The organism is Paenibacillus rhizoryzae (assembly GCF_059686995.1).
The window spans coordinates 70,046-92,082 of the sequence record NZ_JCAALT010000005.1; the positions used below are offsets into that span (position 1 = coordinate 70,046).

At 54.3% G+C, this 22,037-nt stretch carries 19 protein-coding genes; 1 reads left to right on the forward strand and 18 read right to left on the reverse strand.

Annotated features, from left to right (window positions below; genetic code table 11):
- Nucleotides 1-5 precede the first annotated feature (5 nt).
- Nucleotides 6-848, reverse strand: coding sequence for a sirohydrochlorin chelatase (locus tag AC6ESO_RS15880; RefSeq protein ID WP_497092205.1), 843 nt, complete (start codon nucleotides 846-848; stop codon nucleotides 6-8).
- Nucleotides 849-852: 4 nt separating this feature from the next.
- Nucleotides 853-1,143 carry a YerC/YecD family TrpR-related protein gene (locus tag AC6ESO_RS15885; RefSeq protein ID WP_090978952.1) on the reverse strand — a complete coding sequence of 97 codons (291 nt, stop codon included), beginning with the start codon at nucleotides 1,141-1,143 and terminating at the stop codon, nucleotides 853-855.
- 236 nt (nucleotides 1,144-1,379) lie between these two features.
- Between AC6ESO_RS15885 and AC6ESO_RS15890 the strand changes: the two genes are divergently transcribed.
- Complete coding sequence (locus AC6ESO_RS15890) at nucleotides 1,380-2,003, forward strand: hypothetical protein (protein WP_497092206.1); 624 nt, start codon at nucleotides 1,380-1,382, stop codon at nucleotides 2,001-2,003.
- A 78-nt stretch (nucleotides 2,004-2,081) separates the two neighbouring features.
- Here the strand turns inward: AC6ESO_RS15890 and AC6ESO_RS15895 are convergent, their stop codons facing one another.
- The 16 genes from AC6ESO_RS15895 to purS form a co-directional block, all read right to left on the reverse strand.
- A complete protein-coding gene (locus tag AC6ESO_RS15895; RefSeq protein ID WP_497092207.1) occupies nucleotides 2,082-3,080 on the reverse strand; it encodes an inorganic phosphate transporter in 999 nt (332 codons plus the stop codon).
- Between the two features lie 18 nt (nucleotides 3,081-3,098).
- Complete coding sequence (locus AC6ESO_RS15900) at nucleotides 3,099-3,713, reverse strand: DUF47 family protein (protein WP_495463924.1); 615 nt, start codon at nucleotides 3,711-3,713, stop codon at nucleotides 3,099-3,101.
- A gap of 254 nt (nucleotides 3,714-3,967) precedes the next feature.
- On the reverse strand, nucleotides 3,968-4,759 hold the full coding sequence (locus AC6ESO_RS15905) for a class I SAM-dependent methyltransferase (protein ID WP_497092208.1): 792 nt from the start codon (nucleotides 4,757-4,759) through the stop codon (nucleotides 3,968-3,970).
- A 36-nt stretch (nucleotides 4,760-4,795) separates the two neighbouring features.
- Nucleotides 4,796-5,902, reverse strand: coding sequence for a DUF3048 domain-containing protein (locus tag AC6ESO_RS15910; RefSeq protein WP_497092209.1), 1,107 nt, complete (start codon nucleotides 5,900-5,902; stop codon nucleotides 4,796-4,798).
- A 1,023-nt stretch (nucleotides 5,903-6,925) separates the two neighbouring features.
- A complete protein-coding gene (locus AC6ESO_RS15915; RefSeq protein WP_497092210.1) occupies nucleotides 6,926-8,368 on the reverse strand; it encodes a sensor histidine kinase in 1,443 nt (480 codons plus the stop codon).
- Nucleotides 8,365-9,186 carry a response regulator transcription factor gene (locus AC6ESO_RS15920; RefSeq protein WP_497092211.1) on the reverse strand — a complete coding sequence of 274 codons (822 nt, stop codon included), beginning with the start codon at nucleotides 9,184-9,186 and terminating at the stop codon, nucleotides 8,365-8,367. Before AC6ESO_RS15920 ends, AC6ESO_RS15915 begins: the two co-directional genes overlap by 4 nt.
- A 32-nt stretch (nucleotides 9,187-9,218) precedes the next feature.
- Complete coding sequence (locus AC6ESO_RS15925) at nucleotides 9,219-10,610, reverse strand: hypothetical protein (RefSeq protein ID WP_497092212.1); 1,392 nt, start codon at nucleotides 10,608-10,610, stop codon at nucleotides 9,219-9,221.
- A gap of 22 nt (nucleotides 10,611-10,632) precedes the next feature.
- Nucleotides 10,633-11,628: a polysaccharide deacetylase family protein gene (locus tag AC6ESO_RS15930; RefSeq protein ID WP_497092213.1), complete on the reverse strand. Its 996-nt coding sequence runs from the start codon at nucleotides 11,626-11,628 to the stop codon at nucleotides 10,633-10,635.
- 407 nt (nucleotides 11,629-12,035) lie between these two features.
- On the reverse strand, nucleotides 12,036-13,304 hold the full coding sequence (purD, locus tag AC6ESO_RS15935; protein WP_497092214.1) for a phosphoribosylamine--glycine ligase: 1,269 nt from the start codon (nucleotides 13,302-13,304) through the stop codon (nucleotides 12,036-12,038).
- 31 nt (nucleotides 13,305-13,335) lie between these two features.
- A complete protein-coding gene (purH, locus tag AC6ESO_RS15940) occupies nucleotides 13,336-14,883 on the reverse strand; it encodes a bifunctional phosphoribosylaminoimidazolecarboxamide formyltransferase/IMP cyclohydrolase (protein WP_494821093.1) in 1,548 nt (515 codons plus the stop codon).
- Nucleotides 14,884-15,449: 566 nt separating this feature from the next.
- Nucleotides 15,450-16,061, reverse strand: coding sequence for a phosphoribosylglycinamide formyltransferase (purN, locus tag AC6ESO_RS15945; protein WP_497092215.1), 612 nt, complete (start codon nucleotides 16,059-16,061; stop codon nucleotides 15,450-15,452).
- Nucleotides 16,061-17,104 carry a phosphoribosylformylglycinamidine cyclo-ligase gene (purM, locus tag AC6ESO_RS15950; RefSeq protein WP_497092216.1) on the reverse strand — a complete coding sequence of 348 codons (1,044 nt, stop codon included), beginning with the start codon at nucleotides 17,102-17,104 and terminating at the stop codon, nucleotides 16,061-16,063. The genes purN and purM overlap by 1 nt, the downstream gene beginning before the upstream one ends.
- A gap of 232 nt (nucleotides 17,105-17,336) precedes the next feature.
- Nucleotides 17,337-18,815, reverse strand: coding sequence for an amidophosphoribosyltransferase (gene purF, locus AC6ESO_RS15955; protein WP_494821096.1), 1,479 nt, complete (start codon nucleotides 18,813-18,815; stop codon nucleotides 17,337-17,339).
- Nucleotides 18,800-21,043, reverse strand: coding sequence for a phosphoribosylformylglycinamidine synthase subunit PurL (purL, locus tag AC6ESO_RS15960; protein WP_497092217.1), 2,244 nt, complete (start codon nucleotides 21,041-21,043; stop codon nucleotides 18,800-18,802). Before purL ends, purF begins: the two co-directional genes overlap by 16 nt.
- A complete protein-coding gene (gene purQ / locus AC6ESO_RS15965; RefSeq protein ID WP_497092218.1) occupies nucleotides 21,021-21,716 on the reverse strand; it encodes a phosphoribosylformylglycinamidine synthase subunit PurQ in 696 nt (231 codons plus the stop codon). The genes purL and purQ overlap by 23 nt, the downstream gene beginning before the upstream one ends.
- Before the next feature lie 3 nt (nucleotides 21,717-21,719).
- Nucleotides 21,720-21,962, reverse strand: a complete 243-nt coding sequence (gene purS, locus AC6ESO_RS15970; RefSeq protein ID WP_497092219.1) for a phosphoribosylformylglycinamidine synthase subunit PurS — start codon at nucleotides 21,960-21,962, stop codon at nucleotides 21,720-21,722.
- Between the last annotated feature and the right edge of the window lie 75 nt (nucleotides 21,963-22,037).

A 22,037-nucleotide genomic window follows, 5' to 3' on the forward strand; every position in this document is an offset into this window, starting at 1 on the left:
AGCCGTTATCTCGCCTCGTTCAGCTCACGCAGCCAGCTCTCGATCTGACGCTCCATCCAGCGCACAATACACGGATGCGGCAGCAGCGCGCGGCCATTGTACCGGTAATCCAGCCCATCAAGCCGACCCGGAATCACCGTTCTTGTAAAATAACCCTCGCTCAGAAAAAGAGGCACGACGAGGAACGAGTCACCGGGGTACCGCCGCTGCAGCACGCGCAGCTTGCAGGCCGCCTGATTCGGCAGCAGCATCGCAATGTCTGCGCCGCCAAACCCGCCAAGCTCGCGGACACGCGCCGCGAGCTGCCGCATGCCGCTTCGCCAGCGGCCGTGAAAGACCGCCTCGCGCGAACCATGCGCGACGAGCAGCAATCGCTCCCGCGCGGGTGCCGTCGACAGCTCCGCGATATTGCCTAGCAGCAGCTCGGCAATATCCGCGTCGTCGTCGATCGGCAAGCCGAAGCGGACGCTCATGCCCGCGCCAACCCGAAACGGCGCCAGCTCACCCCGGCGCGCCGCCGATACCGGCGCAACGCCAAACGCCTGTGCAATGTCGTCCACATGCGTACTGCCGGACGACACAAAAAGCGGAAGGACGTAGAGCTCCGTCACGCCTTCCGCTTCTAGCTGATCTATGCCGTCTTGAATCAGACGTCCTTCTACAATTTCCAGAAAAGCCGAGACAACCGGCACATCGGCGCCACTAAGGTTACCATGGTTCTGCTCGTCACCGCGACCAGCGCCACTCTCTCGCCCTACCGCAACCGCCGCTACCGCCTCATCAACAAGCTTCACCCAGCCCGCTTCGCGCGAACCATGGCTAATGACTAACACGCCAGGCTTCCGCATGACGTTAGCGCCCTGCGCGCTCCAGCGCCATTTTGTAACCGTCGTTGCCGTAGTTCAGGCACCGCTTCACGCGCGAAATCGTCGCCGTGCTTGCGCCGGTCTCGGCTTCAATCTGATTATATGTCGCACCCTTGCCAAGCATGCGTGCCACTTCAAGCCGCTGGGACAGCGACTGGATCTCGTTAACCGTACACAAATCATCAAAGAACACATAGCATTCTTCCACCGTCTCCAGCGTCAGAATCGCCTCGAACAGCTGGTCGAACGTCTTATCATTCAGCTTCTTCAATTGCATCGTCCGCACACTCCTACTTGAACTAGTAAGCTAATTGTATTCGTTTCTCTATCATTATTCAAGCATCACCGTTGTAGCGCTTCACAGAACAGAAGGACATCCCGGCCCACGACGATCGCCGAATGTCACCCTGCACCTGCGGAAATTTATTACGAAAATACGGGCATTCGTCCAGTCCGTATGTTTGCCTATCCCATAGACTACTATATAAAAAGCCAAAAAAGGTTGTGATCTGCGTGAAATACCGCTACGATCCACCCGCCGGCAGCTACGAGCAGCAGAGCCAGAGCGGCGGGCAAGGTCAAAGCCTGCATAATGGGCGGCAGCAAAGTCCTTTTCCGGGCATATCCGATCCATTTCAAGGTCTGAATAACAAAAGCGTCGGGCTAGGCAAAACCCCTGTCCCGTTCTCCTCCTCCTCCTCCGAGTTCTCGACCGGCGTACCATCGATTACCATTCAACCGGCGGCAGGCCAGCAAATTATACCTCTTCCGGAGTCTGACGGCAATCTCCCTACGCTTATTGAGCAAACCAAAATCGAAGAGAAGACCGACACCAAGTCCGGCTTCAACCTCGCTACGAGCCTCAATGACCTGAAGGGCGTCGTGGATCGGATGGGCGGCATAGACGGCATCGTGACCACGATGGGCAAGGTACAGAAGGTCGTCGGCAGCATCACCCAGATGGCACCGCTGATCAAAGTACTCGCGGGCTCCTTCGGGAAGAAAGGCGCTTCCGTGACCAGCACCGACGACGACGATGACGCACCGCCGAAGCGCCGCAAGAAGAAACGTCGGCGTACAGCCGGCAAGACCGGCGTAACGCCCGGCGGCCCTCGCCGCAGACGTCCGCGTAGATAACCGCCAAGCGAAAAAGGCTGAACATCTCAACCAAGCGCACCTAAGCAGCGCTTGCGAGACGTTCAGCCTTTTAACCTTTTAGATAAACAATGCAATAATTTGATAAATCAGCGCCGCGAGAATCATCGTAATTGGAATCGTAATGATCCAGGAGATGATGATCCGTCCGGCCAAATCCCATTTGACCGCGGAGAAGCGCTTCGCGCTGCCTACGCCGAGAATGGAGGATGTAATAACATGCGTTGTACTAACCGGCAGGTGAGTCAAGGTTGCCGTGAAGATAACGGTAGCCGATGTGATATCCGCCGCGAAGCCGTTGATCGGCTCGATTTTGAAAATTTTCGTACCCATCGTCTTGATGATCTTCCAGCCGCCGATCGACGTTCCGAGCGCCATAGCCGTAGCTGCGGAAATCTTAACCCACAGCGGGATATGATCCGTCGTTTCTTGGATGCCGGCTGTAACGAGCGCGAATGTGATGATCCCCATCGCCTTCTGTGCATCGTTCGTCCCGTGCGTGAACGATTGGAAGGCCGCCGTCAGGATTTGACCGGAGCGGAACACCTTATTGACATGATGCGGACTGGATTTGGCAAAAATCTGCTTCAAGATCCACATCACGATAAAGCCCCCGGCGAATGCAATGAGCGGCGAAAGAATGAGTGCTTTTAAAATATCGATAAATCCGCTGCCATTAATGGCGTCTAGTCCCGCAGAGCTGACAACAGCCCCGGTCAACGACCCGATCAACGCATGCGAAGACGAAGAAGGAATCCCGAACCACCAGGTAACCAGGTTCCATGCAATCGCCCCGATCAGCGTCGCGACTACAACCTGGACGCCGTGGTCCAGCGTAGCCGGATTCGCGATTTTGCCCCCGATCGTCTTCGCCACGCCGGTAAACATGATCGCCCCGATAAAGTTCATCAGCGACGCAAGGATAATCGCCATCCGCGGCGACAATGCCCGCGTGGACACCGTCGTCGCGATCGCGTTCGCTGTATCGTGAAATCCGTTAATAAAGTCAAATGCCAGTGCTAGAAAGATTACGATGCCGACCCAAATGTAAATGTCCATACCTGCTCGTCCCGCTCCTTAGCTGTTGCGCATAATGATGGTTTCGAGTGTGTTTGCGACATCCTCACAATAGTCGGTCGTTTGCTCCAGACGCTCATAGACCTCTTTGCGCTTGATCAGCTCAATCGGATCCTTCACGTTCGCGAACAAGCTCTTTACGCTGATGCGAAGCAGGTCGTCGGCTTGGTTCTCAAGCTCGTTGATATGAATGGCCGGCTCGCGCATGGCAAGCAGCTTCTTCTCGGATAGCAGGTAGATCGCTTTCTTGATTTGCTGCGCGCAGCGAAGGATGTTCTCTGCGAATAGGGTGACATACTCGTCCGGCTCCGTGATGTTGTACATTTCGAAACGGGAAGCACAGGCTTCAATGCCATCCAGCACATCATCAAGCGATGTGGTTAGTTTCATAATATCTTCACGCTCAATTGGCGTAATAAACGTTTTGTTAAGCTCAGTCAGAATCGTATGTACATGACGGTCGCATTTGCTTTCATACTCTTTCATCGTTTTCGCAAACTGTCCGACATCTTTGATTTTAGAAACGTTCTGCTCGAAGTAGAGCACGCCTTCCAGAATCGTATCGGCCATCGCTTCCAGTGTCGTAAAGAACACATCGTTCTTTTTCTTAAACATAACTATCCCCTTCGCTATCGCGCTAATTTGGTTGCCGGTAAATTTCAACAATTGCCATATGAAACCGACAATATCTTAACACAGTTTACAACCCAATTGTTAAGGGAATGTAAAGGTTTTATGACTATTTTCAAAAAACGTACATTATTTTCATTTGAGCCTTCCGTGCACTTCTATTGTTTTCCGGCACATCCGATTTTAACCGTCCGCGGCGCAAAAAAAAAGAAACCGGATCCCCTCCGGCTTCTCTTGCTTTACAGCTTCACGGCTGCGATTGTAAATGTCTTCGGAATCCCTTTGTCGAACACATCGGACGAGGCGTTAGGCAGCTCTTCGAGCAGCTTGATGCACAAGCCTCCGGAGGCAACCGCCGTCACGATCTCTCCGAGCGTCCAGTTGCGCAGCAACACTTTGGGCACTTCCGCTGCCCCTCCATGCTCCGACATAAACTTCGAGAAAGCGACTTCCTTTTCCTCCAGCTCGGTGCTGAAATAATCGCCGTCCACCTTGTGCTTGCGAATGTTCGCCGTCGTGCCGCGCGAGGAGATCAGCTTGGTAGAGACCGGATGGAAATCCTGCAGCACCAGCGTCCCGGCTTGGCGAAGCAAGCCGCGCACAACCTCAAACAGCGGGAGCAGATCTAGAAAATAATGCAGAATCCCAAACTCCATGTACACGATATCGTAGCTGCCGTTTAACACTTCATCAGGCAGCTTCAGCACATCCGCAACGATGTAGGTGAGCGGAACTCCTGCTGCAGCGGCCAGCTCGGTGGCATAACGTTCGTTCTCCGCCGAGAAATCGATGACGGTTGCTTCTGCGCCAAGCAGCGCAAGCGCTACGGCTTTATTCCCGTTCGAGCCAAGCAGGTTAACGATTCGCTTCCCGCTCACATTTCCCATATGCTCAAGTGCTGAACCGACGCGTTTCTCGGGTGCCGATTTGATTTTGTCCGCCGCCTCGGCCGGCGTGCCGAAACGCTTCAGCCAAGCCCCGTATGCGCCGGTATTCCAGGACTGTTCATTTTGCTTCGTAGTCGATTCCAATCTCTGTTCCTCCACGTTACACGTCTAATCTTCTCATTATATGCCGAGCTTCACATGCCCCGCAAACGTCGGCGTCATCGGAACGATGTGATAATACGTATGTCCCGGGATGAATGGCAGCTCCTGCCCGTCCTTCATGAGGCGAATGACGCCGTCACTGCTGCGTTCCCAGGTGCAGTCGACTTCCTTGCCCTTCTGGATCAGCATCGCCGGACCGCCGCTCTCGAGATCTATCTCCAGCCTGCCGTAGTCGTCGTACGTCTTATGCTTCGCGCCGATGATCACTAGATTCGTGGCCGTCAGCTGGTTGTTCGTTGTGAGATCGGTATGCGGCTTGCCGTTTACCGATCGTTCATAGAGGCCTGTAGCCTCGTTATACCGGTAAGACAGCTTATAATCCTTCAGCAGAAAATGAATCTCGACCGTCGTTGCTGCTATGCCGTCTGAGGTTGCTCCTTGCTCTGACCATGTAAACGTCGGGATCTCGACGGTTTCGGCATATTTCTTCTTCGCGGCTCCGGCACGCAGCTTCTCCAAATTGGAGTACAGATTGTGCGGCGGTTTGCGGAAAGATTCCCGGTAGAAGTAAGCTCCCGCATTGGAGATTTCGTCTAAATAATCCTTGTTATGATGCTGCAGCAGGTCATAGCCTTCGGTGCTCGCACCGGCATGGGCCAGGACAGCATGATAGGCTTCGCCGATCCGGATTAGGTAAGGACGATTGCTGCGAATCGGACCGATCGGATTGGTTGAGGTGTCGCTTTGGAAGACGGCTACAAGCCGCGTAATGCCGCCCTCGGCAAGCACTTCCCAGACGACATCGGCATTGGGCAATCCCGATTGCGGACGTGCCGCAGCGAAATTGTTGACCATGACGGCGATCGGACGCAGCGTAGCTTCGGTATCGAGCGGCAAGCCGGTCAGCGGTGCAATATATTGAGGCGGATCGACGGCGGGCGGATCAACCGGCGCCGTCTCTACAGGCGCTTCCGCTGGTTCCGTCGGTTCTTCGGCAACCGGTGGCGTATCATTGGTGTTCAGCTTCTTCTCATTACAGCCTGAGAGCATTATGCCTGCCAATAGCAGCAATACTACGCCAAGCACGAGTGTAAATCGAAAGGATGACCGTTTAGCATGCTTCATCTGCGAGCCCACCTTTTGGAAGAGTTAGAGTTTGGATATTTCTTATTAAACCACAAGAACGGTGGAATTGTCTTCCGCTGCTGCTAAGAATGAACCTATTGGAGGAGTAGACTGGGATCGGCGGGTTGTGGCATTCAAAATGCTCTAACGAACCATACAGGTCTTATTTGACCGAAAATGGCTCCTGAAACATGCTAACAAACCGTACAGGCTCTATTTGACGGTTCTCAGGTGTTTTGGAGCCCATTTTCCCATAATAACGCCCGTACGGTTCGTTAGAATCTCGTAGCCCCGAAATCAGGCGGATTAACGCCCGTACGGTTCGTTAGAAATTCGTAGCAGGTGGCTAAGGGGGATGACAATATTGGATGCCAGAGGTGTGGGGAGAGAGGTGCCTGATGCGATCTATGAAATACTCTAACGCATCCTACAGGTCTTATTTGACCGAAAATGGCTCCAGAAAAATGCTAACAAACCGTACAAGCTCTATTTGACGGTTCTCAGGTGTTTTGGAGCTCATTTTCCCAATATAAGGTCTATACGATTCGTTATAATCTCGAAGCCACGAAATTGGGCGAAATAAGCCCTTCACGATTCGTTAGATTTTCGCATCAGGAGGCAGCAGGGACCGGATACCGGATACTCGATACCGAATTTGAAGTGTGGGAGTGCGAGGTGCAGGTGTCAGTGCCTGTGCGGGCTGCTGGGGCGAGGTAGGGAATACCGGAGGCACGGTACCAGATGCACGGTACCCGGTGCCAGGCCCGAGTGCGGGACCCAGGGGTACAACCACAGCAACTCGCATACTCCCCCTAATAATTGGCATACTACCTCTATCTCGCTTACTCGAGGGGGCTGCTTATGCCAGCTTTTATAGACTGGATCACCGCACATTGGTTCTCCAGCCTTGTTATCCTATTGGCTATCATTGCGATCGCCTTTGTATTCAAGAATCACAAGTCGCTGTTCTATAAAGAATAGATGAAAGCTCCAAAATAACCCGGTCGGCCGCTGCCGATCGGGTTATTTGAGGTTTGCCGCGTCGGGCGGCTGTTGTGGTGGCTGTTGCTGCTGTTGTGTTCGGATTAGTGGCAGTGCGATTGTCACTGTTGTACCTTCGCCAACCGCGCTCTCCAGACGGAAGCTGCCGCCGTGCAGCTCGACAATCTCCTTGCAGATGGCCAGGCCAAGTCCGCTTCCGGAGCGCTGGCTTGTCCCTTTGTAGAACTTCTCGGTCACATGGGGCAAATCTTCTGGCGGAATCCCGCTTCCCGTATCTTGGATCCGGATTCGCGCCATCCCTTCGTCCTGATCCGCAGTTACCGTAATCGTCCCGTTCCGCGGCGTAAACTTCAGCGCATTGTCGAGCACATTGATGAACACCTGCTTGAGCCGATTGGCATCCACTTCCGCAACGAGCGGTTTTTCTCCGCCGGTTCCCGTAATGGCGATCGATTCGCGCTGCCCGCGCGCTTCGAACTGGCGGAGCGTTTCTTCGATCGTCCTCCGAATGTCGAGCGCCTCGGGATGAAGCACAATACTCTTGGCATACAGCTTCGAGAAGTCGAGTAAATCCTCGACGAGTCCCGCCAACCGTTCCGTCTCCCGGTCGATGATTGCGAGCCCCATATTAAGCTCCTCTACATCGCTAGGATCGCCGGAGGCCAGCGTCTCGCTCCAGCCTTTGATCGAGGTGAGCGGTGTCCGCAGCTCATGGGAGATGGAAGAGATGAAGTCCTCCTTCAGCTTCTCGCGCCGCGTCAGCTCCGAGGCCATCGTGTTCAGCGTTTCTGCCAACCGTCCGATCTCATCCCGATCATGCGGCGCGGCGCGGCGGCTCCAGTCCCCTTCCGCCATCTTCTCCGCGACTCGCGTCAAATTGCGGATCGGCCTGGCGATCCGGTTCGCGATCAGTACGCTCATCGCAAAGAACAGCAGCACGACAACCGAACCGACAAGCAGCGTAATCCACAGGACGTTGCGGACGGTGGTGTCCACTTCTTTGAGCGAAGCGGTATAGCGAAACATGGCGACCACGCGCTGGCCTTGCTTAACCGGCAGCGTAACAGCGGCAATCCGCTCGTTCGTCAGCGGGTCCGTTCCGCGCCAGACCCCTTTGCCACCATAGATTGCCCGCCGGACATCCGGCGTTTCCGCGAGCTTGCCCTCGCCGCCAAGCCCGTCGCTGTCGACGACGATTACGCCGGAGCCGGTAAGCAGCTGGAGATGGGCCGTGCCTTCGGACATATTTTGCAGCATGTATCTGGCTTTCTCTCGCATCGATTCATACGCGATCATCCGATTATGTAAGGCCGCCTCCGTCTCCGCACGCTGCAGAACAGAGCCGACCGCGCTGCTGTAATAGTAGTTCCAGACGAGGGTTACGAACATCGAACCGAGCATGACGACTACGAGCACGATCAAGATGCCATAGCTCCATACGATGCGTGTACGCAGACTCCTCATTGATCGTCGCTCCGTTTCCAGCGGTAGCCATACCCCCACAGCGTCTCGATATGATGCGGATCCGATGGCTGAATCTCGATCTTCTGGCGGATGCGGCGAATGTTCACATCGACAATCTTCAGATCGCCGACATAATGGCGTCCCCACACCGCATTCAGAATATCATCGCGGCTAAGCCCTTCGCCTTCCCGCTCCATAAGCAGCTTCACGAGCGTCCATTCCGTCGGCGTCAGCACGATCTCGACGCCATCCTTCCACAGCCGGCGCTCCGCCGAAGACAAGCGGAACGGTCCCGAGTTCAGCTCGCCCGGACGCTGGGGCTGGGCGCTCGGCGCACCGCCTCCGGCCAAGGCGCCTGAGGCTTGCTCCGCTTGCGCCGCCGGCGCTGGCAAGGCTGCTGCCTCGGCAGCGGAAGCGCCTGCAGCCTCGCTTGCCGGCTCCTCGCCAAGCGGCTGCATGCGCCGCTTAAGCGCGTTCAGCCGGGCGACAAGCTCGCCCGGGCTGAACGGCTTCTGCACATAATCATCCGCGCCTAGCTCAAGGCCGCGGATCTTGTCTTCCTCCTGCGACTTCGCCGTCAGCATAATGATGCCCATACGGGGAAATTGCTGTCTCAGCTGCTCACATACTTCGAATCCGCTTATACCCGGCAGCATGAGATCGAGCAGGGCCACATCGAAAGGCGGGGAAGCCGCCAGCGCAAGCGCCAAAGCGGTTTCCCCATCCTCGGCCTCCGTCACTTCCATGCCGCCTCGTTTTAAATTAATGCGGACAAACCCGCGAATCGCTTCTTCATCCTCAACAATCAATATTTTCAAAGCAGCCGTTCCCCTCTTTTCTCATCCAAGATCTATTCCTCCGGCAGCAGCTTGAAGAGCTTGCGAAGCGTCGCTTCATCCGGCGGAAAAATGACACCCGGCTTCTCCGCGGCATCCTTCACCAGAGGCGCATGCCAGATCGCTACATAGACAAGCCCGCTTCCGCTGCCAAGCTGCACGAAGCGGCTCCCTTCCTCTTGCAGCTGCTGCTCTTTCTCATTCCAATCCGCGATCGGAATGACGCGCAGTGCCAGGATCTCCTCGCGCCGATTCGTTTCCTCATCATATTGGTCAAGCGCAACATCGTTGCTGCTGCCGTCCGTTAATCTTCGAAACGTGTAATGGTTCCATTCCATCGGCAGAGACAGCGCATAAGATCGATTCGTATCCACATATTGTTCGCCAACTACGTTAAATCCATCTACGCCATTCCACTGCTTATACTGCTGAATCCACAAGAGATCGCTGTAGGCCACACCCTCAGATTGACCGGGAGCTTCACGCAGCTCGATCACATCCAGAATGCCGTCCCCATTGCCATCATCACTCAGCTGCATGGTCGCATTGATCTGTACATTCTCATCGCCGGATTGCTTAGGCGGGTAGATCGGAATCAGCTTCCCTGCTTTCCAGGCATACATCGTCGTCATGGACGAGTTCGCGCCAATAGCCGCATCTGCGAGCACGCCATATTGATCCTGCGCGATTTTGCCAAGCTTCACCTGCAAATATTCGTTCACCGAACCATCCAGCGTGGCGGAGGCCATCTTCGATGCTCGGTCTCCCGCAAAATGATAAATGCCGATCGAAGCCGTCAGCTTCTGACGCTGCAATTGAATTAAAGCAAGCTCATCATGACCGTCGCCTTCCGCATCGCCGACTCCGAGTGTATCGTAAGGCAGTTCCGCTATCGGCTTTGGCGCTACGATCCCGCTAGTCGGCGGCACATGATAAAGGGTCAGAATATGCTGAGGCTCCCCATACTGATTCCACCCGATAAGCACCTCGGGCTCTCCGTCCCGGTCCAAATCAACCGTGCGCAGCACATCGATCCCGTAGCTGGATGTCTCTTCGAACGTAAACCATTGCTGCCAGCCGATATCCGCCGTCTTCTTCAGCACCATCACATGCTCTGTTCCGCTCTCATCCGAGTAGATGACAAAAGCTTCCTGTTTTCCATCCCCATCCGCATCCATTTTGACCACGGCCGAATTCGACCGCTCCTGCATGGCAAGCGACAGCTTGGCTCTCGCCGGGAGATGATCGCGAATGGCCGAAGCCAGCTCGGCGTTCTCCGGCGTAGACCTCGGGTTAAGCAGGAGATCAGCTGGGGTAGCGGTATACTGACAGCCGCTTATAACCAAGAAGCAGAGCAAGGCGCCGGCCAGAACAACGGTTTGTTTCATCCAATGCGATACGTTCATCCCTTGTGCTCCTTCCGCACCGTCAGCCGTTCTTCGTCTTAGCATGATTGCGATGTGCTTTTGCAGCCAGCAGCTCACTCACGGTAACGAAGGTATAGCCTTTGTTTTGCAGGTCTTTGATGATGAGCGGCAGAAGTTCTACCGTGTTGTTGATATGTTTACTCCCAAACGAATGCATCAAAATAATGCCGCCGGGATGCGTGTTCTTATTCACGTTGGCCCGCATTGCAGCAACCGAGCTGCCCGCCCAATCGCGCGTATCGACGGTCCACCCGATCAGCTCACGCCCGTTATCCTTCACAATCTGCTTCAGCAGCGGCGAGGTAGCGCCATAAGGCGCTCTTACTAAGCGTGGCACGTATCCGATCTGCTTATTAATTAAAGCGTCCGTCCATTTAATTTGATTCAAAATAGGGTTGCTGTCAAGCTTTGACAAATCTTTATGCGCATAGCTGTGATTGCCGATCTCGCTGCCCTCATCGCGAATGCGTTTCATCACTTTGCCGTTCTTCTTCACTTGGATCCCTACCGTAAAGAAAGTGGCATGGATCTTCTTCGCTTTCAAAATATCGAGTATGGCCGGCGTGAAATGACTGTCCGGTCCGTCATCAAAGGTTAAGGCAACCAGTTTCCCGCCATTGTTCGTTAGAAAATCGGTATCCGGCTCGGTCGGATTGTCGAGTGTTATAGGTGGCTCAATCGTAATCTCCGGCGGCTTTGGATGAAGCAATGGTTTGCCGGGTATCGCTACTACGAGCTCATTGTCCTTGTCGCCGCCGCTGCCGCCCGATTGATTCCAATCTGCATGTGATGCAGACTCCGAATCTCCTGTGTCGCCGCTGCCGGTATGCGTGCCAGTATCGCTGTCACTTTGCCCCGGAGGAAGCGGCGGATGTGCGGCGCCTGCCAATTCATCCTTGCGCAGCCCGCAGCTGGTCGACAATAGACCTATCATTAGCGTAACCACAATCAATGAGGCTAATCTTCTCCGTTGTCGCAATCCTCGCTGCTGTCGCATACTACCAATCCTCTCGCACTTCTTCTACTACTTCCTATGCTAGTAGATTTAGGCGACTTAGTAGTTACAAAGAAGTAACACCTGTCCTACCAAACTATGGACACCCTCCAAAACAATGGTAGGCAGGTTGCAAATATGCAAAAAGACCGCCTCAAAAGTGGTGTGACTTTTGAGACGGTCTTTAAATATGCATAGCTGGTGAGTGGAGCTCCGAAGTAGCTCTAGAAGGTCTAAATAGCCGAACGGCTTTAATGATCGTTCGTACATTCAGCAGTCCCGCCCTCATTTCGAATCATACCCGAATCCCGAATCGGGGTGTGGATGGTGTGTGAAATTGTGTGGACAAGAAAAAAAGAGTTGTCCAGATGTGGACAACCCTTTCTCGTTGTAGCTGACGTTTACGCTCACTATTTCAGTGCTTTCGCCGCAATATCGGTACGGCAGTGCATGCCGTCAAAATGAATCGCAGCCGCTGCTTCATACGCTTTCGCGCGCGCTTCCGCGATATCGCTGCCACGGCCGACGATGCCGAGCACGCGTCCGCCGTTCGTTACGATCTCGCCTTCGGCAGAAAGTGCCGTACCGGCGTGGAACACGAGCGCGCCTTGTGCTTTTGCAGCATCCAGACCCGAGATAGGCAGGCCTTTCGGATATGCTGCCGGGTAACCTTCGGATGCGGCAATGACGCATACCGCAGCTTCGTCGCTCCACTCGATTTCAAGCTGATCGAGACGACCGTTCATGGAAGCAAGCACGATATCGAGCAGGTCGGTTTTGAGACGCGGCAACACAACCTGTGTCTCGGGATCGCCCATCCGTGCGTTGAACTCAATCGTCTTCGGGCCGTCCTTCGTCATCATCAACCCCGCGAATAGGACGCCGCGGAACGGACGACCTTCGCTGACCATTGCTCGAGCCGTCGGCTTGATGATGTTCTCGATGGACTCTTCCACGATGGTCGGATCAATATGCGGCAGCGGAGAATAGGTGCCCATACCGCCTGTATTCGGGCCTTTGTCGTTGTCGTAGACAGGCTTGTGATCTTGAGCCGGCACCATTGCGCGCACCGTTTCGCCATCGACGAATGCCAGGATCGACATCTCTTCCCCCGAAAGGAACTCCTCAATCACGACACGTCCGCCGGATTCGCCGAACACTTTACCCACCATCATGCCGTGGAGCGCTTCTTCCGCTTCTTCCAACGTAGCCGCAACCGTAACGCCTTTACCTGCCGCGAGGCCGTCTGCTTTCACGACGATCGGCAGCTCTTGCTCGCGCAAGTAAGCCAGTGCCGTCTCGTACTCGGTGAATGTCTCGTACTTAGCTGTCGGAATCTCATACTTCTTCAGCAGATCCTTCATGAAGATCTTGCTGCCTTCGATTTCAGCTGCTTTCTTGCTAGGTCCGTAGATTGGAATGTTGCGCGCCTCGAAAGCATCGACGATTCCGTCCGCAAGCGGATCATCCGGTCCTACGAAGACCAGATCCACCGCGTTGTCGCATGCAAATTGAATGAGATCGTCAAACCGGTTAACCGGAATTGGCGCAATTTCTGCCAGCTCCGCAATGCCTGCATTACCCGGCGCACAGAAGATTTTGCTTACTTTATCGCTCTTATTCAGCGCCCAGACGATCGCGTGCTCACGCCCGCCGCCGCCGATGACCATAATCCGCAAAGGAAACCCCTCCTTTTATGCCAAGCCTGTACTAGTGTTTAAAATGACGAACGCCTGTCAGCACCATCGCAATGTTATGCGCATTGGCTACTGCGATCGATTCCTCGTCTTTGATCGAACCGCCTGGTTGGATAACGGCCGTGATGCCGGCTTTCGCTGCCAGCTCCAGCGTGTCGCCCATTGGGAAGAACGCGTCAGAAGCAAGAACTGCGCCTTTTGCTTTGTCGCCTGCTTGCTCGATCGCGATGCGAGCTGCGCCGACACGGTTCATTTGACCAGCGCCTACGCCTACCGTCATATCATCCGATGCGAGCAGGATCGCGTTCGACTTCACATGCTTCACAACTTTCCAACCGAATAGCAGCTGCTTCAGCTCTTCTTCTGTTGGCTTGCGGTTTGTGACAATTTGGATGTCCGCTTCCGTTAAGCTATGGACGTCGCTCTCTTGTACGAGCATGCCGCCGTCTACGCTCGTTACGAGCCATTCCGGTTTGCGTTCGCCTGCTGCTTGGATTTCGCCGAGTTTCATCAAGCGGATGTTTTTCTTCTTCGTCAGCACTTCAAGCGCCTCAGGCGTGAAGTCCGGAGCAATAACGATCTCTAGGAAAATCTCGCTCAGCAGTTTCGCTGTCTCTACGCCGATTGTACGGTTAGCCGCCACAATGCCGCCGAAGATCGAAGTTGGATCTGCTGCGTAGGCTTTCTGGTAAGCTTCGTGGATGTCGCTGCCGATACCCACGCCGCATGGATTCATATGTTTTACCGCTACGACAGCCGGTTCGTTGAATTCTTTGACAATGGCAAGCGCCGCGTTGGCGTCGTTGATATTGTTATAGGACAGCTCTTTGCCATGCAGCTGCTCGGCCGTTGTGATGTTGCCTGCGGATGCCAGCGGCTTGCGGTAGAAGGCTGCTTTCTGATGCGGGTTCTCGCCATAACGCAGATCCTGCACTTTCTCGTACGTAACGGTGTAGCTCTCCGGAAGCGGATTGCCTTGCAGCTTCGAGAGGTAGTCCGAGATGAGCGCATCGTAAGCGCCGGTGTGGCGGAATACTTTCGCTGCGAGGCTCTTACGAGTCTCAAGCGTAGTGTCGCCTTGCGCTTTCACTTCGTCGAGCACGGTTTGGTAGTCTGCCGCGTCTACGACAACCGTTACGAAAGCATGGTTCTTCGCTGCCGAACGAAGCATCGTCGGGCCGCCGATATCGATGTTCTCGATCGCATCCTCGTAGGATACATCCGGTTTCGCGATCGTCGCTGCAAAAGGATACAGGTTCACGACAACGAGGTCGATGTAGTCGAGGCCAAGCTCTTCCATCGCTTTCTGATGCTCTTCGTCATCGCGAACAGCAAGCAGACCGCTGTGTACGGCAGGATGCAGCGTCTTTACGCGGCCATCCAGAATCTCTGGGAAGCCCGTTACATCGGAGATCCCGATAACCGGAACGCCTTCCTTCTCCAGCAGGCTCGCCGTACCGCCCGTCGAAATAATTTGCACGCCAAGTCCAGCCAACGCCCGCGAAAACTCCACAATCCCCGTCTTATCCGATACGCTAATAAGTGCTCTGCGAATGGTCAAAATAGAACCTCCTAAAAAGTTTTTGCGCCGCTCCTATGGAGCACGCATGTTGTAAGCAAAACTTGCATCTCTATGTTCAAACTAGCTCATGCTACTCGATGTGATTAGCCAAAATGTCGGTTACTAGCCAATGTGTTGCTCAGGGTTGCTACTCTTGTGCTCGATTCGTTAGTTTCTTAGCCAATGTGTCGCTCTGAGAGCTACTCTTGTGCTTGATTCGTCGGTTTCTTAGCCAGTGTGTTGCCCTGAGAGCTACTCTTGTGCTTGATTCGTCGGTTTCTAGCCAATGTGTTGCCCTGAGAGCTACACTTGTGCTTGATTCGTCGTGTGCGGTAACCATTACCCTCTTAGCTCCTAAATCTCCGATCCCTCACCAATGTAGCTCTCCTGGTGATCTTCATCCGCCGAATCACACTAGTTTCCCGCCAATGTAGCACTCCTGGTGATCTACATCTGCTCCACCACACTAGTTTCACACTAATGTAGCTCTCCTAGTGACCTACATCCACCGAACCATACTAGTTCCCCGCCAATTTAGCTCCTCGGGTGACCTTCGCCATCTCGATCTACTTCACGCTCACGTGTCGGCCATCGATCGCGACCGCCCCGGCGGCGATGCGCGAGACGACCCACGGGAGCAGCGCCTGCTCCGCCGCATGGATCCGCGGTGCGAGTGTCTCCAGCGTGTCACCGTCGGCGACTTCGACTATGCGCTGCGCGATGATCGGGCCGCTGTCCAGGCCGCCGTCCACGAAGTGAACGGTGACCCCCGTCACCTTCACGCCATAGGCTAGCGCCTGGCCGATGCCGTTCACGCCCGGGAATGCGGGCAGCAGCGACGGATGGACGTTGATCATCCTTCCCAAAAACGGCTCAACGAGCACCGACGTCAGAATCCGCATGTAGCCCGCCAGTACGATCAGCTCGATTCCGCGTCGCGTCAGCTCCGCCAGAATCTCCGTTTCATACGCCTCTCGCGAAGCGTACTCCTTCGGCTTGAACAAAAACACATCAATGCCAGCTTCTCGCGCGCGCGCAACTACAGGCGCCTCCGGCTTATCACAAACAAGAAGCTCGAGGCTTGCGCCCTCGAGCCTTTGTTGTTTTGCCGCATCCACGAGCGCCCCGAAGTTCGAGCCGAAGCCCGAAGCAAACACGGCGACGCGCAAGCCGGCCATTAAACGTCAGCTCCCGTAAAGGTAACTACACGGCTGCCTTCCGTTACTTTACCGATGATGTAAGCATCTTCGCCAAGCTCGCGCGCAATGCGCAGCGCTTCTTCGGCTTGTTCAGCAGAAACGACAACGACCATACCCACACCCATGTTGAACGTTGTGAACATATCGCGGTTTGTGATCGAGCCTTTCTCTTGCATCAGCCCGAAGATTGGTTGAATCGGCCATGAACCGTATGCAATTTCAACGTTGACGCCATCAGGCAGAACCCGCGGAATGTTCTCGATGAATCCGCCGCCTGTAATATGGGCCATTCCTTTAACTTGTACTTGTTTGATCAGCTCAAGAACGGATTTCACATAAATCCGAGTCGGCTCGATGATCACTTCGCCAAGCGTTTTGCCGCCAAGCTCAGGCAGTGTATCGCCAAGACCATATCCAGCTGTGTCAAGCAGCAAACGACGAACGAGCGAGAAGCCATTGCTGTGGATACCGCTCGAAGCGAGACCCACCACGACATCGCCAGGTGCGATCGTTTTGCCGTCGATGATGTTTTTCTTGTCTACGATTCCGACTGTAAAACCAGCGATATCGTACTCGTCGCCTTGGTACATACCAGGCATTTCAGCGGTTTCGCCGCCGATTAGAGCGCAGCCGGACTGCACGCAGCCGTCGGAAATTCCTTTTACGATCGCTTCGATCTTCGCAGGCTCTACTTTGCCGCAAGCGAGGTAATCGAGGAAGAACAGCGGCTCTGCGCCTTGAACGATAATATCGTTCACGCACATCGCAACCGCATCAATACCGATCGTGTCGTGCTTGTCCATCGCAAAAGCAACCTTCAGCTTCGTACCCACACCGTCCGTACCCGAAACCAATACCGGCTCCTCGTACTTGTCTTTATTAAGACCGAACAGACCGCCGAAGCCGCCAAGATCCGTCAATACTTCCGGACGGAACGTCTTCTTCACGTGTTTCTTCATCCGTTCGACTGCTTCGTTACCAGCCGCGATATCAACGCCGGCTTCTTTATAAGCTTCTGCCACGATAGTCACTCCTTAGAATTATTTCATCAAACCTTAAGTGATCAAGGTTTGTCTTTCGGATCATACCCCAAGGTGAAAAAGCGGCCGGAGGCCGATATGGAGTCGGAACAGCGTTAGCGGTCGCCTTTGTAGATGGATTTCCTACCTATACAGGTTAGAAAATTCAAAGAAATCCATCTACAACAGCGAGTGGAGACCCATATTGGCCGCAGGCAGCTGCCTTCACCATACTCTAACAAGAGCAGCTTTTCTCCGAAGTCGGATCCACCGGTGTCGGATAATCATTATCGAAGCAAGCCAAGCACATCCCGCGATTGTATTCGCCGTCGTTGCCGCCAACAGCCTCGATAAAACCTTCATGGCTTAGAAAATATAACGAATCCGCGTTGATCGCCTGGCGAATTTCTTCAACCGTCTTCTGCGAGGCAATCAGTTCCTTGCGGTCAGGCGTATCGATGCCGTAGTAGCAAGGGTTCTTGAACGGAGGTGAAGTAATGCACACATGAACCTCAGTCGCGCCTGCTTCGCGAAGCAGATTGACGATGCGAAGGCTCGTAGTACCGCGCACGATCGAGTCATCGATCATGACAACGCGCTTGCCTTCCACCACTTTGCGAACCGCAGACAGCTTCATTTTGACGCCTTTTTCACGAAGCTCTTGCGAAGGTTGAATGAACGTACGGCCCGTGTACTTGTTCTTGATCAGACCAAGCTCATAAGGAATCCCCGTTTGCTCCGCATATCCGATGGCTGCCGAAATACTCGAATCCGGTACGCCGGTTACGAGATCGGCATCGAAGAATGCTTCAAGCGCCAGCTTCTGTCCCATGCGTTTACGCGCCGAGTGCAGGTTGATTCCATTAATATCGCTATCCGGTCTTGCAAAATAAATATATTCCATCGCACAAGTCGCGCGGCGCTCCAGCTTCTCGAAACGATCCTCACGCAGACCGTTCTTATCCAGCACAAGCAGCTCGCCCGGCTGCACGTCACGTACATACTCGGCGCCGCAAGTTTCAAGCGCGCAGGTCTCCGAAGCGAATACATAACCGCCGTCCAGCTTACCCATGACGAGTGGACGAAGGCCATGGCCGTCAGAGGCAACAAGCAGCTTGTCATTCGTCATAATAAGAAAAGCAAAACCGCCAATAATCCGTTGCAGCGCATCTTTTGCCGCACTTACGAAGTCTTTGTTCGAGCGCGCAATCAGATGGGCAATAACTTCCGTATCGCTTGTCGTTTGGAAAATCGAGCCCTGGCTCTCCAGCTCCTTGCGGATCGAAGGCGCGTTCACGATGTTTCCGTTCGTTGCGACAGCCAGATCGCCGTCACGATATTTGAAGACAAGCGGCTGCGCATTCGCGAGCTTGCTTTCCCCTGCAGTCGAATATCGCACATGGCCGATGACACAGTTGCCCGGAAGGCCTTCCAGCGTTGCCTGGTCGAACACTTCCTTTACAAGCCCCATGCCACGGTGATACGTAAACTTGCCGGTTGTTGATTCCACCGCAGCCATGCCGGAGCTCTCTTCGCCGCGGTGCTGCAGCGCGTGCAGCCCGTAGTAGCCAAGGGAGCAGGCATCCGGGATGCCGTACACCCCGAATACGCCGCACTCTTCACGCAATTTATCAAAAATATCATCCCGGCCAATGCCTTCGTTATAGTGATCGCCTGTCCACAGCTTCGGCAGCTGTTTTATTTCATCAGACATGGAATCGCATCCTTCCAAACCTTCTCCAGTTGATCAACCGGTGCATGGATGCCCGGTTTGCCGTTAACAGTAACAACAAGTCCGCTTGTGCGTACGACGCCGAGTGCCGCGTTCGGTACGCCTTTATCTGTCAGGTACTTCTGCAGCGCTTGTGCTTGCTCCGGTTTAGCCGAAAGCAAAATACGGGATTGCGATTCGCTGAACAAAGCAGCATCCGGACGCAGGTCTGTCGTAATGTCCACTTCAGCGCCCAGCTTGCCGCTGATCGCCGATTCCGCAAGCGCAACCGCTAGGCCGCCCTCGGACAAGTCATGCGCCGAAGCAACAAGACCTTCGCGGATCGCGCCAAGCACGCCATCAAGCAGCTTTTTCTCCGTAGCCAGGTCAATTTGCGGAGGACGTCCTTCGCTCTTGCCTTGCAGCACGTATTGCAATTCACTACCGCCAAGCTCATGTTTCGTTTCGCCGGCAAGGAAAATGACATCGCCTTCCGCCTTGAAGCCTTGCGTCGTAATATGGTCAACGTCGTGCACGAGTCCAACCATTCCGATAACCGGCGTTGGGTAAATCGCGCCTTTCGCATTTTCGTTGTACAAGCTGACATTACCGCCGATAACCGGCGTTTCCAGCGTACGGCAAGCTTCGGAAATTCCGTCTGCCGCTTTCTCAAGCTGCCAGAACACTTCCGGCTTCTCCGGGCTGCCGAAGTTCAGGTTATCCGTGATCGCGAGCGGCTCGGCACCGGAACATACGATGTTACGCGCTGCTTCTGCTACTGCGATACGTCCGCCTACTTCTGGATCAAGGTATACATAGCGTCCGTTGCAGTCTGTCGTCATCGCAAGCGCTTTGCGCGTTCCGCGAATCGTCACAACCGCAGCATCGGAGCCTGGTTGAACCGCAGTGCTTGTGCGCACCATGTAGTCATACTGGTTGTAAACCCACTCTTTGCTCGCCACTGTCGGCGAAGCCAACACCTTTTTCAATGCATCCGTCAGATCCGTTACTTCCGCATAAGCAGTCGTATCGATCGCTGCATTTGCCGCGTAGTAAGCAGGCTCTTTGGAAGGTTTGTCGTACATTGGGCACTCGTCAACGAGCGCTGTAACCGGCATATTCGCCACTTCTTCGCCTTGGTGGAACAGACGCAGACGGCCATCATCCGTAACTTTACCAACCTTCACGCAGATAATGCCCCAACGGTCAAAAATTTCCTGCGCTTGCGCTTCGTGCTGCGGTTCAACAACGAACAACATACGCTCTTGCGACTCTGAAAGCATCATTTCGTAAGGCGTCATGCCTTCTTCGCGCTGAGGCACCTCATCGAGGTACAGCTCCAAGCCGTTACCCGCTTTGGACGCCATCTCCGCGCTGGAGCAAGTCAGACCCGCTGCTCCCATATCTTGAATACCGACTACGATGCCGGCATTGATTAGCTCAAGCGTTGCTTCCATAACAAGCTTCTCCATGAAGGGATCGCCTACTTGCACAGCCGTACGTTTCTCTTCGGACTCTTCGGACAATTCGACCGATGCGAATGTCGCACCGTGAATACCGTCACGGCCCGTAGCAGGACCCACGTAGAATACCGGGTTGCCTACACCTTTAGCGACGCCGCGCTGGATTTTATCATGATCGATAAGCCCCACGCACATTGCGTTTACAAGCGGATTGCCTTCGTAGCTCTCATCGAACATGACTTCGCCTGCAACTGTCGGAATCCCGATACAGTTCCCATAGCCAGCGATACCGCCAACTACGTGCTCGAACAAATATTTAACGCGTTGGTTCTCCAGATTACCGAAACGCAAGCTGTTCAGCAGCGCAACCGGACGAGCACCCATGGAGAAAATGTCGCGGATGATGCCGCCTACGCCTGTTGCTGCGCCTTGGTATGGCTCAACTGCGGAAGGATGGTTATGCGATTCGATTTTGAACACAACCGCTTGGTTGTCGCCGATATCGACGATACCTGCGCCCTCGCCCGGACCCATCAATACTTTCGGTCCTGTGATTGGGAACTTCTTCAGGATTTTCTTCGAGTTCTTGTAGGAGCAATGCTCCGACCACATAACGCTGAAAACGCCGATTTCTGTATAGTTCGGCTTACGGCCCAGAAAACCGCAAACCAGTTCATATTCATGATCCGTCACACCGAATTGCGTATAAATGCGTTGCTCCGCAATTTGTTCCGCTGTCGGTTCCTTAGCTGTTAACTGCTGCGCCATTTTGTTCCCTCCAAGCATTCAAAATCGATGTAAACATCCGTTTGCCGTCTTCCGAGCCAAGCAGTTGATCCACCGCGCGCTCCGGATGCGGCATCATGCCGACCACGTTGCCACGTTCATTGCTGATCCCTGCGATATTGTCGATGGAACCGTTCGGGTTCGTATCACCCGCATAACGGAACACAATTTGGTTGTTTGCTTTGAGCTGCGCGAGCGTTTCGTCGTCGCAGTAGTAGTTGCCTTCGCCATGCGCGATCGGAATATCGATCACTTCGCCGGCGCTGTATTGGCTAGTGAATGCTGTCGCATTGTTTACGACTTCCAGCTGTGTTTGCTGGCAGATGAATTTCATGCCGCTGTTGCGGCGAAGTGCGCCTGGCAGCAGGCCTGCCTCGGTAAGGATTTGGAAGCCATTGCAGATGCCGAGAATGAACTTGCCCGCCTCAGCTGCTTTAACCACTTCGTTCATAACCGGTGCAAAACGAGCGATCGCGCCGCAGCGCAGGTAGTCTCCATAGGAGAATCCGCCCGGAACGAGAATCGCATCATACGCGGAAAGATCCGTAGCCGTATGCCATACGTATTCGACTTGCTGGCCGATTGTATCTTCTACTGCTTTGAAGCAGTCAATATCACAGTTGGAGCCTGGAAAAACGATTACCGCGAACTTCATCGTTTAGCCCTCCAATTCAAAACGGTAGTCTTCCACTACTGTGTTCGCCAGCAGCTTCTCACACATCGCTTTCAGACGAGTTTCCGCTTCTGCGCGATCCGTAGTATCTAGGTTCAGTTCCAAATATTTGCCGATGCGGACTTTGCCGACTTCCTCGAAGCCCATTGTGTGCAACGCGCCTTGTACAGCGCTGCCTTGCGGGTCAAGCACGTTTTGTTTGATCGTTACGTAAACTTTAGCCTTCATTTGGGGGGTCGCCTCCTGGAAAATGTGAGATGTGGGATGGGAGCGCTACGCAAAACGTGGATATGTCGGCCTTCG

Excerpts from the sequence above, each read along its gene's own strand:
- purF (WP_494821096.1), bottom strand. The coding sequence starts at position 18,815 with ATGTCTGATGAAATAAAACAGCTGCCGAAGCTGTGGACAGGCGATCAC.
- AC6ESO_RS15895 (WP_497092207.1), bottom strand. The coding sequence starts at position 3,080 with ATGGACATTTACATTTGGGTCGGCATCGTAATCTTTCTAGCACTGGCA.
- purL (WP_497092217.1), bottom strand. The coding sequence starts at position 21,043 with ATGGCGCAGCAGTTAACAGCTAAGGAACCGACAGCGGAACAAATTGCG.
- purN (WP_497092215.1), bottom strand. The coding sequence starts at position 16,061 with ATGGCCGGCTTGCGCGTCGCCGTGTTTGCTTCGGGCTTCGGCTCGAAC.
- AC6ESO_RS15880 (WP_497092205.1), bottom strand. The coding sequence starts at position 848 with ATGCGGAAGCCTGGCGTGTTAGTCATTAGCCATGGTTCGCGCGAAGCG.
- AC6ESO_RS15910 (WP_497092209.1), bottom strand. The coding sequence starts at position 5,902 with ATGAAGCATGCTAAACGGTCATCCTTTCGATTTACACTCGTGCTTGGC.
- purQ (WP_497092218.1), bottom strand. The coding sequence starts at position 21,716 with ATGAAGTTCGCGGTAATCGTTTTTCCAGGCTCCAACTGTGATATTGAC.
- AC6ESO_RS15930 (WP_497092213.1), bottom strand. The coding sequence starts at position 11,628 with ATGCGACAGCAGCGAGGATTGCGACAACGGAGAAGATTAGCCTCATTG.
- AC6ESO_RS15900 (WP_495463924.1), bottom strand. The coding sequence starts at position 3,713 with ATGTTTAAGAAAAAGAACGATGTGTTCTTTACGACACTGGAAGCGATG.
- purS (WP_497092219.1), bottom strand. The coding sequence starts at position 21,962 with ATGAAGGCTAAAGTTTACGTAACGATCAAACAAAACGTGCTTGACCCG.
- AC6ESO_RS15925 (WP_497092212.1), bottom strand. The coding sequence starts at position 10,610 with ATGAACGTATCGCATTGGATGAAACAAACCGTTGTTCTGGCCGGCGCC.
- AC6ESO_RS15885 (WP_090978952.1), bottom strand. The coding sequence starts at position 1,143 with ATGCAATTGAAGAAGCTGAATGATAAGACGTTCGACCAGCTGTTCGAG.
- AC6ESO_RS15915 (WP_497092210.1), bottom strand. The coding sequence starts at position 8,368 with ATGAGGAGTCTGCGTACACGCATCGTATGGAGCTATGGCATCTTGATC.